Below are 12,670 nucleotides of genomic sequence, written 5' to 3' on the forward strand. Positions count from 1 at the left end.
CCGTACGCATTCAGGGCCTCGCACGGGACGGGCTTCGGTGATCCGCCGCCAAGGCCATCTCGGGGTGGATCGGTGTCCGCGAGCCGGTCAGGGGACGCCCGGTGCCTCCCTGGCGGGCCGCGACGATCTCCGCGGCGATGGACAGCGCGGTCTCCTCGGGGGTGCGGGCGCCGAGATCGAGGCCGATGGGCGAGTGAAGGCGCGTCAGTTCCTGCTCGGTGACGCCGACTTCGCGGAGCCTGCGGTTGCGGTCCTCGTGGGTGCGGCGGGAGCCCATGGCCCCGACGAACGCCACGGGCAGCCGCAGCGCGGCTTCGAGCAGGGGCACGTCGAACTTGGCGTCGTGGGTGAGCACGCACAACACCGTGCGGTCGTCCGTCGCGGTGCCTTCGAGGTAGCGGTGGGGCCAGTCGACGACGACGTCGTCCGCCTCGGGGAAACGGGCCCGCGTGGCGAAGACGGGGCGGGCGTCGCACACGGTGACGTGGTAGCCGAGGAACTTCCCCGTGCGGACCAGGGCCGCCGCGAAGTCGACGGCCCCGAAGACGATCATCCGGGGCGGCGGCACGCTCGACTCGGCGAGGACCGTCACGGCGCTCCCGCAGCGCGATCCGCTCTCCGAGACGACGAACTGCCCGGTGCGGCCGGCCGCGAGCAGCGCCCGGCTCTCCCCCGCCGCCGTGCGGTCCAGGTCCGGGTGCCCACCGAGGCTCCCTTCGTGTGCCGCGTCGGGGCGCACCACCAGGGGCCTGCCGAGCAGTTCGGCCGGCCCCTCGATGACGCGGGCCAGCGCGGCGGTCCCGCCGCGGGCGGCGGCGCTGAGGGCGGTGGCGAACACCGCCCTGTCGGGGGAGTCCACCGGGACCGGCGTGACCAGGACGTCGATGACGCCGCCGCAGGTCAGGCCCACGGCGAAGGCGTCCTCGTCGCTGTAGCCGAACCGCTCGGCCACGGTCTCGCCCTCGTCCAGGGCGGTGACGCACAGGTCGTACACCGCCCCTTCCACGCAGCCGCCCGATACCGAGCCGATGGCCGTGCCGTGACCGTCCACGGCCATGGCGGCGCCGGGACCCCGCGGTGCGCTGCCGCCGACGCTCACGACGGTGGCGACCGCGAAGTCCCGGCCCTCCGCGACCCAGCGGTTCAGGTCGTCGGCGATGTCAAGCACGCGGGCTGCCCGCCTGGAGCACGCGGTCGGGGCGGATGGGCAGGTTCCGGTGGCGGACGCCGGTCGCGTGCCAGACGGCGTTGGCGATGGCCGCGGCGGCGCCCACGACGCCGATCTCGCCGATGCCCTTGATCCCGATCGGGTCGTCGGGGTCGGGGTCGTCGACCCAGTCCGCCTCGATGTGCGGCACGTCGGCGTTGGCGGCGAAGTGGTAGCCCGCGAGGTCCGCGCCGACGTGGGCGCCGGTGAGCTGGTCCCTGACCGCCTCTTCGTGCAGGGCCATGGACAGGCCCCACGTCATGCCGCCGACGAGCTGGCTGCGCGCCGTCAGGGGATTGATGATCCGGCCGGCCGCGAAGATGCCGAGCATGCGCCGCACCCGCACCTCACCGGTGCCGACGTCCACGGCGACCTCGGCGAACTGGGCGCCGTAGGACTGCCGTTCCTTCTGGGCGAGCGCGCCGATGGCGGCACTCGTGTCCGACCTGGTGGTGAGCCCCTGCGGCGGGACGTCGCCGCCGAGCGCCAGTTGCTCGCGCAGTTCGGTCGCCGCGTCCCGCACCGCCCAGCCCCAGGAGCGTGTGCCCATCGAACCGCCGGCGATCGTCGCGGGCCCGAAGTCGCTGTCGGCGATGCGCACGCGGATACGGGCGGGCTCCACCTCCAGGGCGTCCGCGGCGACCAGGGTCAGCGCGGTGCGGGCCCCGGTGCCGATGTCGGAGGCGGTGATCCGCACCGTGAAGGTGCCGTCGGGCTCGGCGGTGGCCGATGCCGTGGAGGGGGCGACGATCACGGGGAAGGTGGCCGACGCCATGCCGGTGCCGAGCAGCCAGCGTCCGTCGCGGCGCGTCCCGGGGCGTGGGTCGCGATCGGCCCAGCCGAACCTGCGGGCTCCTTCCTCGAAGCAGGCCTTGAGGTTGCGTCCTGCGAACGGCAGGCCCGAGACGGGGCCCACCTCCGGTTCGTTGCGGAGGCGCAGCGCGATGGGGTCCATGCCGCTCTTCTCCGCCAGCTCGTCGAGCGCGGATTCCAGCGCGAACGAGCCCGGGGCCTCGCCCGGCGCCCGCATGTAGGTGGGCGTCGGCACGTCGAGGCGTACGACACGGCTGACGGTGTGGTGGGCGTCGGCGGCGTACATCGGGCGCCCGAACGAGGCGCTCGGCTCGACGAACTCGTGGACGGTCGACGTCAGGTTCAGTCCCTGGTGGTCGACGGCCCGCAGCCGCCCGTCGGGGTCGGCGCCGAGCCGCACGCGCTGGACGGTGGGGCTGCGGTAGCCGACGAGGGAGAACATCTGGCGGCGGGTCATGACGACGCGCACCGGACGGTCGAGGACGGTCGCCGCCATCACGGCGAGGACCTGGTGGACCCGCAGGCCCTTGGAGCCGAAGGCGCCGCCGACGTGCTCGGAGCGCACCCGGACCGCGGCCGGGTCGAGGGAGAACAGCTTCGACAGCTCGTCCGCGATCCAGGTGCTGCCCTGGTTGGAGTCGACGACCTCCAGGCGGCCGCTGTCCCAGCGGGCCGTCGCGGCGTGCGGCTCCATCGCGCTGTGGTGTTCCTCGGGGGTGCTGTACTCGGCGTCCACCACGTGCGTGGACGCGGCGAGTTCGGCCTCCACGTCGCCCTTCTCTGCGCGCATGCCGTCGCCGTCCGGCGTGTAGGTGCCCGGTCGTCCGGCGTGGAAGTCGACGTCGTGCGGCTCCTCGGCGTAGTGGACGACGAGCGCCTCTGCGGCCTCCCTCGCCTGTTCCGACGTCTCGGCGACGACCAGCGCAACGGGCCAGCCCGCGTAGGGGATCTCGTCGGTCTGGAAGACCGCGACGGTGGGGTCGGGGCGTCCGAGCATGCCCTCGTAACTGGGGTCCACCCTCGGCGCGTTGCCGTGGTGCAGGACGTCGAGGACTCCTGGCATCCGCCGGACGGGCTCGGCCTCCACGGAGAGGATGCGGCCGCGGGTGACGGTGGAGAGCACCAGCCAGCCGTGGGCGAGGTTCGTGAAGGGGATCTCCGCCGCGTAGCGGGCCGCTCCGGTGACCTTGTCGAAGCCCTCGACGCGGGTGTGCGCGGAGCCGACGGCGCCGGTGACCGCGGTGGGTCCGGTGGTCGTGGTCATCGGGCGGCCTCCTCGGTGAGTTCGGTGAGCACGGCCACGGTGAGGTTGCGCAGGAGCGTGACCTTGTAGCCGTTGTGGGCGAGCGGGCTCGCGGCTGCCAGTTCCGCGTCGGCCGCGGCGGCGAACGCCTCCGCGGTCGCGGGGCCGCCGGTCAGCGCGCGTTCGGCGGCGTGGGCCCGCCATGGCCGGGAGGCGACCGCGCCATAGGCGAGGCGCGCCTCGCGTACGACGCCGTCCCTGACGTCCAGGGCCGCGGCGATCGAGCCGATGGCGAACGCGTACGAGGCGCGCTCGCGCACCTTGCGGTAGCGGGAGGCGGCGGCGACCGGGGCCGGCGGCAGGGTGATGCCGGTGATCAGCGCGCCGGAGGGCAGCGCGGTCTCCAGGTGCGGGGTGTGACCCACCGGCAGGTAGAAGTCGGCCAGCGGCAGTTCGCCGGGCCCCGCGGCGGTTTCGTAGCCGACCACGGCGTCGAAGGCGGCCAGGGCCACACCCATGTCGGAGGGGTGGACGGCGACGCAGTGCTCGGTGGCGCCGAGGATCGCGTGGTTGTGGTGCTCGCCCTCGACGGCGGGGCAGCCGCTGCCGGGGTTCCGCTTGTTGCACGGCTTGCTCACGTCGGTGAAGTAGCCGCAGCGGGTGCGCTGGAGGAGGTTGCCGCCGACGGTGGCCATGTTGCGGAGCTGGCCGGACGCGCCCGCGAGGACGGCCTCGGCGAGCGCGGGGTAGCGGCGCCGGACCTCGGGGTGGGCGGCGAGGTCGCTGTTGGTGACGGTCGCGCCGATGCTCAGGCCGCCGTCCTCGGTGGACTCGACCCTGTCCAGGGGCAGTTCGCGTACGTCGACGAGGCGCGCGGGCCGCTCGACGCCGGTCTTCATCAGGTCGACGAGGTTGGTGCCGCCGCCGAGATAGCGGGCGTCGGGGTCGGCGCCGAGCAGGGCGACGGCCCCGGAGACGTCGTGGACCCGCTGGTATCCGAAGTCCTTCATACCGTCTCCTCCTCGGCGCGCGCGGCGCGCGCGACCGCCTGCACGATCGACACGTAGGCCCCGCAGCGGCACAGGTTGCCGCTCATCCGCTCGCGGATCTCCTCGGCGGTCAGTTCGGGCACGCCCGCCTCGGGCCGTACGTCGGTGGTCGCGGCACTCGGCCAGCCGGCCGCGTGCTCCTCGATGACGCCGAGGGCCGAGCAGATCTGGCCCGGCGTGCAGTAGCCGCACTGGAAGCCGTCGAGGTCGAGGAAGGCCTGCTGCACGGGGTGCAGCCGGTCCCCGTCGGCGACGCCCTCGATGGTGGTGATCTCGCGCCCCTCGGCGGCGACCGCGAGCTGAAGACAGGAGACGGCGCGGCGGCCGTCGATCAGGACCGTGCAGGCACCGCACTGGCCCTGGTCGCACCCCTTCTTGGTGCCGGTCAGGTCGAGCCGCTCGCGCAGCGCGTCGAGCAGGGTGGTCCGGTGGTCGACGGACAGCGTGTGCTTCTCACCGTTGACGTTGAGGGTGAGGGCACTGGACGTCGATGGAGCCATGAGCAGCCTTCTTTCGCGGATCGCGGAGAACGAGGCGGTCCCGGCGGTGGTTCGGGAGGCGGTGGCGCTGTACAGAGGGGGGAAAGGGGCGGCACGAAGGCGCGGGCCGTCCCCGGTGGCTGTTTCTGCCGCTATGGTGGGCCCAAGCGGACAGTTGTCCGTTAGCTTCAGAACTTAGTGGACACTTGTCCGCTTAGCAAGGTCCAACCGGACTCGGCGCGCGAGAGGAGACGCAGTGGGCCAGCATCGGGACGGTCCCCTGCGCTCCGACGCCCAGCGGAACCGCGACCGCATCCTCGAGGTCGCGCTCGCCGAGCTGACGCGGGCGAGCGACGCGCCGCTGAGCGCGATCGCGAAGAAGGCGGGCGTCGGGCAGGGGACCTTCTACCGCAACTTCCCCAGCCGCGAGGCGCTGATCCTGGAGGTCTACCGCTACGAAGTGCGGCAGGTCTCCGAAGCCGCCTGCCAGCTCCTGCACACCCGCGCCCCCGACCAGGCCCTGCGGGAGTGGATGGACCGCCTCGTGCAGTACGCGATGGCCAAGGCCGGCCTCGCCGACGCCATCCGCAAGGCGACCAGCGCGCTCGGCAGCCTGGCCGGCGTGGGGTACGGCCCGCTGACCGAGGCCGTGGCGCTGCTCCTGGAGGCGAACGAGGAGGCGGGCACCATCCGCCCCGGCGTGACCCCGGACGACTTCCTGCTCGCCATCGCCGGACTGTGGCAGATCGACCCGCACGGCGACTGGCAGGCGCGCGCCGGACGCCTGATGGACCTGGTCATGGACGGCCTGCGGGCCGGTGCCCCCGGGCGCTGAGCCCGTTCGGCGGCACGTCGCCGCGCCGGTACGGGGCTCGCATTCCCCGTGGCCCCATCGGTTTCCCGATAGCTTCCATTGGTTTCCGCATTGGATACCTATGTCCGATCGGTCTACCTTCGAGATGTCGACGTACTGACGTACTGACGTTCTACACACGGAATGTCAGCCGGAATGTCAGCCGGAATGTCAGCCGGACTGCCGGTCGGACTGCCAGTCGGACTATCACTCGGGCTGCCAGTCGGGCTGCCAGTCGGAATGTCAGTCCTCGACGACCCCACCCTCGTCGTCATCCTCGGAGAGCACACCATGTCGAAGATTCTTTTCGTTGTCACCGGCGCCGACCAGTGGACGCTGGCGGACGGCAGCAAGCACCCGACCGGCTTCTGGGCCGAGGAGGCCGTCGCCCCCTACAAGGCGTTCAAGGCCGCGGGTCACGAGATCGTCGTCGCCACCCCCGGCGGTGTCGTCCCGACCGTCGACCGCGGCTCGCTCGCCCCCGAGGCCAACGGCGGCCAGGAGGCCGCCGACGAGGTGGCCGCCGCCCTCGACGGCTTCACCGAGCTCAAGCACCCGGTCAAGCTCGCCGAAGTGGACCTCGCGGACTATGCCGCCGTCTTCTACCCGGGCGGCCACGGCCCCATGGAGGACCTCGCCGTCGACGCCGACTCCGGCAGGCTCCTCACCACGGCCCTGGAGATCGGCATGCCGCTCGGCGTGGTCTGCCACGCCCCCGCGGCCATGCTCGCCGCCACCAGGGACGACGGCACCAACGTCTTCGCGGGGTACCGCCTGACCGGCTTCACCAACGCCGAGGAGACCCAGGCGGGCCTCGCCGACAAGGCCAAGTGGCTGCTCCAGGACCGCCTCGTCGAGGCCGGCGCCGACTTCCAGGAGGGCGAGCCCTGGGCCCCGAAGGTGGTCGTCGACCGCAACCTCGTCACCGGCCAGAACCCCGCGTCCTCCGCCCCGCTCGCCGCCGAGCTCCTGAAGAAGCTGGCCTGAGCGATGGCCGCCGACCGGCTCGACGAGGTCCTCGACGCCGCCTACGACTGCCTGACGCGGTACGGCGTGCGACGCACCACGATGGACGACATCGCCACCTCCATGGGCGTGTCCCGGTCAGCGGTCTACCAGTACGTACGCGGTAAGGACGACGCCTTCCGCCGGCTCGCCGGACGCCTCCACGAACAGGCGCTCCGGCGCGCCGGGGAAGCGGCCCGCGCCGATGTGCCCGCCGAGGAGCGGCTGCACGGCATCCTGGCCGCCAAGCTCGACCTGGTCCTGCGCCTCGGCCAGGACTCCCCGCACGCCGCCGAGCTCCTCGACGGCAGGGCCCGTCTGTTCGGCGCCATCTGTACGTCGTTCACGACGGACCTACGTGATCTCCTGACGGCCCTGTTCGACGAGGCGGGCACCGCCGACGGCGTCGAGCCGCCGCAGGCCGCCGACATCTGCGTCGCGCTCGTCGTCGGCCTCGAATCCGTGCCGGGCGCCCGTGACCTGCTGCGCCCTGCGTCCGCCGCCCTCGCGGCCGGACTGCTCGGCACGGGCCCCCCGCGCCCCCTCACCACCTCCCCCCAAGGAACGTAACGATGAGCACCACCCCCACCCCCACTCCCACCCCCACACCCACTCCCACGCAGGACACCGAGGACATCCCCGCCCTCGTCGCCCGGCTCCGCGCCACCTTCGCCACCGGCCGCACCCGGCCGCTGGCCTGGCGCGAGGAGCAGCTCACCCGGCTGCGCGCGCTCCTGACCGAGAACCGCGACGCCGTCACCGATGCCCTCTACAGCGATCTGCGCAAGCCCCGCCCCGAGGCCTCCGCCGCCGAGGTCGACTTCCCCGTACGCGAGATCGACCACACGCTGGCCAATCTGCGGGTGTGGCTGGAGCCGCAGCCCCTCGACCAGGCCGCCCTCGTGGGGCTGCCCGCCGGGTCCACGGCCGGCACGCTCTACGAGCCGCTGGGCACCGTCCTGGTCATCGCGCCCTGGAACTACCCGGTCCAGCTCTCCCTGGTGCCGGTCGCGGGCGCGCTCGCGGCGGGCAACGCCGTCGTCCTCAAGCCGAGCGAGGTCGCCCCTGCCACCTCGGCGCTGATGGCCCGCCTGCTCCCCCAGTACCTGGACCGCGACGCGGTCGCCGTCGTCGAGGGTGACGTGCCGCGCACCACGGAGCTGCTCGCGCAGCGCTTCGACCACATCTTCTACACGGGCAACGGCACGGTCGGCCGCATCGTGATGCGCGCCGCCGCCGAGCACCTCACCCCCGTCACCCTGGAACTCGGCGGCAAGTCGCCGGTGTTCGTCGACCGGGACGCGGACGTCACCGCCGTGGCGGCCCGCCTGGCGGACACCAAGTTCCGCAACTCCGGACAGACCTGCGTCGCCCCGGACTACGTCCTGACCGACCCGGCCACCGCCCGCGCCCTGGCCGGCGCGCTCGCCGAGTCGGTGCGGAACCTGTTCGGCCCCGACCCGCAGTCCTCGGCCGCGTACGGGCGCATGGTCAACCAGCGGCACTTCGACCGCGTGGCCGCGCTGCTCGACTCGGGGACCACGGCGTTCGGCGGGCAGACCGACCGCGACGACGTCTACATCGCGCCGACCGTCCTGACCGGCGTGAAGGGCGACGACCCCGTGATGCGCGAGGAGATCTTCGGCCCGGTCCTGCCCATCGTGGAGGTCACGGACCTGGACGAGGCCATCGCCTTCATCAACGACCGCGACAAGCCGCTGGCCCTCTACGGTTTCACGGACAACGAGACCACCCGGCACCGCCTCGCCACGGAGACCTCGTCCGGCGGGCTCGGCTTCGGCCTCCCGATGGCCCATCTTCGCGTGCCCGAGCTGCCGTTCGGCGGCGTCGGCGAGAGCGGCATGGGCAACTACCACGGCCCGCACTCCATCGCCACGTTCAGCCACCGCCGCGCACGGCTCGACGTGCCGGTGAGCTAGGCGGGTCCGGCAGCGGCCAGGCTCCGGGTCCCGGATGCCGGGCGCCGACCAGTACGGCCCATATGACCGAGAGGCTCGGTCGTATGGGCCGTGAAGGGTTCCGGAAGGCTCCGGAAGGGTTACGGAAGGGTTCCGGAAGGGCTCCGCTCGGTGCTTACGCGCCGCTCGCGTCCAGCATGTCCTCGCGCTCGACGAGCTTCACGCGCTCGCGGCCCTGCGGCTCGCCCAGCGCCTTCTCGGCGGCGTCGAGGCGGTACCAGCCCTCCCAGGTGGTGAAGCGGACGTTCCGCTCGGCGAGGAAGGCGTCCACGGCCTCGGGGGCGGGCGCCTCCGGGGTGAGCAGGCGGCCGTTCTCGTGGTCGTCGATGAGGCTGGCGACCGTCTCGTTGGCGTCACCCTTGGTGTGCCCGATGAGGCCTACGGGTCCGCGCCGGATCCAGCCGGTGACGTACGTCGACGGCAGGTGCTCGCCGGACTCCTCGATCACCCGGCCCGCCCGGTCGGGGACGGTTCCGGACGCCACGTCCCAGGGCAGCTTCGGCAGCTCGTCGGAGAGGTAGCCGACGGCACGGTAGACCGCGCCGAGGTCCCAGTCCTTGAACTCGCCGGTGCCCTTGACGTTGCCGGTGCCGTCGAGGGCGGTGCGCTCGGTGCGCAGGCCGACGACCTCACCGTTCTCGCCGAGGATCTCCACGGGCGACTCGAAGAAGTGCAGGAACAGCTTGTGCGGGCGGTCGCCGACGTCGCGGATCGCCCAGTTCTCCAGCGTCTTCGCGACCATGTCGGCCTGCTTGTTGCCGCGCCGCGTGGCGATCGAGCCGTCGTCGTAGTCGATGTCCTCGGGGTCGACGATGACCTCGATGTTCGGGGAGTGGTCGAGCTCCCGCAGCTCCATCGGGCTGAACTTGGCCTGCGCGGGTCCGCGGCGGCCGAAGACGTGCACCTCCAGGGCCTTGTTGGCCTTGAGGCCCTCGTGGACGTTCGGCGGGATCTCGGTCGGCAGCAGTTCCTCGGCGGTCTTGGCGAGGATGCGCGCCACGTCCAGCGCGACATTGCCGACGCCCAGGACGGCGACCTTCTCGGCCTCCAGGGGCCAGGTGCGCGGCACATCGGGGTGTCCGTCGTACCAGGAGACGAAGTCGGCGGCCCCGTACGAACCGTCGAGGTCGATGCCGGGTATGTCGAGGGCGCGGTCGGCCGTGGCCCCGGTGGAGAAGATCACGCCGTCGTAGAAGCTGCGCAGATCGTCGAGGCTGATGTCGTTCGGGTAGTCGACGTTGCCGAAGAGACGGATCTGGGGCTTGTCGAGCACCTGGTGCAGGGCCGTGATGATGCCCTTGATGCGCGGGTGATCGGGGGCGACGCCGTAACGGATGAGACCGAACGGCGCCGGCATCCGCTCGAAGAGGTCGATCGACACACCGGGATCGACGGCCACTGCGGACTTCAGCAGCGCGTCGGCAGCGTAGATCCCGGCGGGGCCGGCTCCGACAATGGCTACCCGCAGAGGGCGAGGCATGTTCAGGTTCCCTTCGAGCGGTGGCGGGGGGGCACGCACCTGGAAGCCTAAACTAAGGCAAACCTAAGTCAGTAGCCGGGTCGAGTTTATGACCTCATAAGGCGAGCTTATGAGGTCCCCTATGGCTGGCTTATGGGCGCCCGGCGGCGGAAGAGCCCGTGCGAGCCCTTCCTTTCGGCCACCGGTCACACACCCGGCCGTCACACGCCCGGCCGTCACACGCCCGGCCGGTACCTCCGCTCGATGTGCCCCTCGAGCTCGTCGGGGTAGAAGTAGACGGGCCGCAGGTCACCGCTCGCGTAGCGTTCCACCTGGTCGTCGAAGTGCGGCGAGTCCGGATGCCCGCTCACGCCGCCCGCCGTCACCGCCCAGGCCCGCAGCCGGGGCCCGAACTCCACCACCGCCACGAAACTGTTGCCGCTGGTGCCGTAGTAGCGCTTCGTCCCGGGGTAGCTCTTGGCGCCGAACGACGCGAGCGAGCCCCAGCGCGCAGAGGTGAAGGGGACCGGACTGCTCGGCTTGTCGTCGCTGAACTGCTGCACGATCGCACCGTCGTTGCGCTGGTAGCGGTTGATGTCACCCCATGGCACCTGCCAGCCGCCGAAGTCCCGCTCAAGGCGCGCCACCGCTGTGCCGAGCGCGTCGAGCCGCTGGGTGTCGGTGGCACGCTCCGCCATGTAGTCCCATACCGAGAGGCCGGCCTCCATGGCGGCCCGGAACGTGAGCGCCCACAGGTCCTCTCCCCAGAACACGGCCACCGACGTGGCGGTCGACTCGGCGGACCAGCGGGTGTCCCAGCCGCGCAGCAGGGCGACCGGCCCGGCCAGCCGCCTCTTCTGCTTGCTGCCCCTCGGCAGCGCGTCCCACGCGGAGACGAGGCCGGGGAGCAGCCTGGCGAAGGCGGTGAGGTACGGGTCGAAGGCGGCCTCGATCAGCGTCTTCGGGGTGAAGTCGTCGCGCGCGCTCAGCACGCGGACCGCCTGCGGACCACGCGGGTTCTCGCCGAACCGGTCGAAGTAGCGCGGGTAGTCGGCCGCGTCGGGACTGTCGTCGCCGGCGGCGGTCCAGGGCCAGTTGTTCGTGTTGAACGCCCAGCCGCTCTTCGGGTTCACGGCCTTCGGCATGCTCGCCAGGCTGTGCAGCCCGTTCCAGTCGGTGGCGGGGTCGCTGCCGTCGACGGGCTTGAGGTAGTCGAAGCGGTCGTCCCGCCTGGGCATGAACTGCGGCATCAGGAAGGCGATGTCACCCTTGGAGTCCGCGAAGAGGGTGTTGTTCGAGCTGTTGGCCTTGAGTTCCGCGACCCGGATGTACTCCTCGTAGTCCTGCGTCCTGGTGCGCAGGAAGCTCTGCTTGAGCGCGTCGACGGGCTTGTTCATCAGCGCACACGCGATCCATTTGCCGTCCTCCTCCCGGACGATGGGACCGTGGTGCGTGGCGTACGTGGTGAAGCCGCGCTCCTCCTGCCCGCCGTCCTCGGTACGGACGGACAGCGTGACCCTTTTCGTGGTCACGGGGCGCAGCCTGTCGCCGTAGCGATAGGAGCGCTTGGCGCCCTTGCTGCCCTGGCCGCCCTTGTCGCCCTTCTCGCCCTTGTCGCCCTGGCCGGTCACGATCGTCTCGGCGAAGTTGTCGACGTTGTCGACGCCGCTCGAAGTGTGCATCCAGCCGGTGTCGGCGTTGAAGCCCTGGTAGATGAAGAACTGACCCCAGGTGGCGGCGCCGTAGGCGTTGAGTCCCTCCTTGCTGGTCACGTGCTGTTCGGCGCGGAAGAAGAAGCTGGTGTGCGGATTGATGAGGAGCAGCGCGTGGCCGTTGCGCGTGCGGCTCGGGGCGATCGCCATGCCGTTGGAGCCGGTGGGTTCGCGGAGCGCCAGGCCGCGCTCCTCGTCGGTCAGCGGGATCTCGCGCTTGGTGTAGAAGGCTTCGAGCTGGCTGAGCGGGATGGATTCGATGTCGCCGCCGATGCTGCCTTCGGAGAAGCTGAGCGGCATCCACGGCTCGAAGTGGTCGATGACGCGCGGGCGTACGTCGGGGTGGGTGGCGAGGTAGAAGTTCAGGCCGTCCGCCCAGGCCCGCATCAGCGTACGCAGCCAGGCGGGACATTTCGCGTAACTCTTCTTCAGTTGCTCGTGGTCGAGGTAGAGCCGCTGGCGCAGGTCCTGCCATATCGCGCTCTCGCCCTCGGCCTCGGCGAGGCGGCCCAAGGCCACCAGGTAGTTGGTCTCGACCCGGTTGAAGTCGTCCTCGGCCTGGGCGTACATCATCCCGAACACCGCGTCGGCGTCGGTGTCGCCCACGATGTGGGCGACGCCCCAGTCGTCACGGGTGATCGTCACACGCGCGGCATGTTTGGCCCAGCGATCCTCGGCGGGCCGGGTCGCTGTCGCGAACGCGGCACCGGACGGCAGACCCGCCGCGACCACGGCCAGTCCGGCGGCGCCGCCCAGGACGCGGCGCCGGCTCAGACCGGCGTTCTGGCCCGTGTTCCGTGCATGGCTCATCAGTGCCTTCACCTTCGTTCGGGACGTTCGGGACGTTCGGGAGGTTCGGGAATCAGGGATC

General features: G+C 71.7%; 10 protein-coding genes. 4 read left to right on the forward strand and 6 right to left on the reverse strand.

Annotated elements, in window-relative coordinates:
- Positions 1 to 10 precede the first annotated feature (10 nt).
- From ACRAKF_RS03885 to ACRAKF_RS03900, 4 genes are read right to left on the reverse strand one after another with little or no spacing between them, the layout of a single operon-like run.
- Entirely contained in the window at positions 11 to 1,168 is a 1,158-nt protein-coding gene (locus ACRAKF_RS03885; RefSeq protein ID WP_447035385.1) for an XdhC family protein, read from the reverse strand.
- Complete coding sequence (locus ACRAKF_RS03890; protein ID WP_447035386.1) at positions 1,161 to 3,284, reverse strand: xanthine dehydrogenase family protein molybdopterin-binding subunit; 2,124 nt, start codon at positions 3,282 to 3,284, stop codon at positions 1,161 to 1,163. The genes ACRAKF_RS03885 and ACRAKF_RS03890 overlap by 8 nt, the downstream gene beginning before the upstream one ends.
- Positions 3,281 to 4,273, reverse strand: coding sequence for an FAD binding domain-containing protein (locus ACRAKF_RS03895; RefSeq protein WP_447035387.1), 993 nt, complete (start codon positions 4,271 to 4,273; stop codon positions 3,281 to 3,283). The genes ACRAKF_RS03890 and ACRAKF_RS03895 overlap by 4 nt, the downstream gene beginning before the upstream one ends.
- Entirely contained in the window at positions 4,270 to 4,812 is a 543-nt protein-coding gene (locus tag ACRAKF_RS03900) for a (2Fe-2S)-binding protein (protein ID WP_447035388.1), read from the reverse strand. The genes ACRAKF_RS03895 and ACRAKF_RS03900 overlap by 4 nt, the downstream gene beginning before the upstream one ends.
- A gap of 235 nt (positions 4,813 to 5,047) precedes the next feature.
- Here ACRAKF_RS03900 and ACRAKF_RS03905 point away from each other — a divergent pair, with 235 nt between their 5' ends.
- From ACRAKF_RS03905 to ACRAKF_RS03920, 4 genes are all read left to right on the forward strand, one after another.
- On the forward strand, positions 5,048 to 5,626 hold the full coding sequence (locus ACRAKF_RS03905) for a TetR/AcrR family transcriptional regulator (RefSeq protein WP_447035389.1): 579 nt from the start codon (positions 5,048 to 5,050) through the stop codon (positions 5,624 to 5,626).
- Between the two features lie 309 nt (positions 5,627 to 5,935).
- Positions 5,936 to 6,631 (forward strand): type 1 glutamine amidotransferase domain-containing protein, encoded by a 696-nt coding sequence (locus ACRAKF_RS03910; RefSeq protein WP_447041796.1) that lies wholly within the window; start codon positions 5,936 to 5,938, stop codon positions 6,629 to 6,631.
- A 3-nt stretch (positions 6,632 to 6,634) separates the two neighbouring features.
- Positions 6,635 to 7,219, forward strand: coding sequence for a TetR/AcrR family transcriptional regulator (locus ACRAKF_RS03915; RefSeq protein ID WP_447035390.1), 585 nt, complete (start codon positions 6,635 to 6,637; stop codon positions 7,217 to 7,219).
- A gap of 2 nt (positions 7,220 to 7,221) precedes the next feature.
- Positions 7,222 to 8,589, forward strand: a complete 1,368-nt coding sequence (locus ACRAKF_RS03920; protein ID WP_447035391.1) for an aldehyde dehydrogenase family protein — start codon at positions 7,222 to 7,224, stop codon at positions 8,587 to 8,589.
- Positions 8,590 to 8,743: 154 nt separating this feature from the next.
- On the opposite strand, the gene ACRAKF_RS03925 is transcribed toward ACRAKF_RS03920, so the two are convergent.
- Together ACRAKF_RS03925 and ACRAKF_RS03930 are read right to left on the reverse strand one after the other, a co-directional pair.
- On the reverse strand, positions 8,744 to 10,108 hold the full coding sequence (locus ACRAKF_RS03925) for an FAD-dependent oxidoreductase (RefSeq protein WP_447035392.1): 1,365 nt from the start codon (positions 10,106 to 10,108) through the stop codon (positions 8,744 to 8,746).
- 215 nt (positions 10,109 to 10,323) lie between these two features.
- Positions 10,324 to 12,609 carry a penicillin acylase family protein gene (locus ACRAKF_RS03930; RefSeq protein ID WP_447035393.1) on the reverse strand — a complete coding sequence of 762 codons (2,286 nt, stop codon included), beginning with the start codon at positions 12,607 to 12,609 and terminating at the stop codon, positions 10,324 to 10,326.
- Positions 12,610 to 12,670: the final 61 nt, after the last annotated feature.

The organism is Streptomyces sp. DSM 118878, from assembly GCF_052936595.1.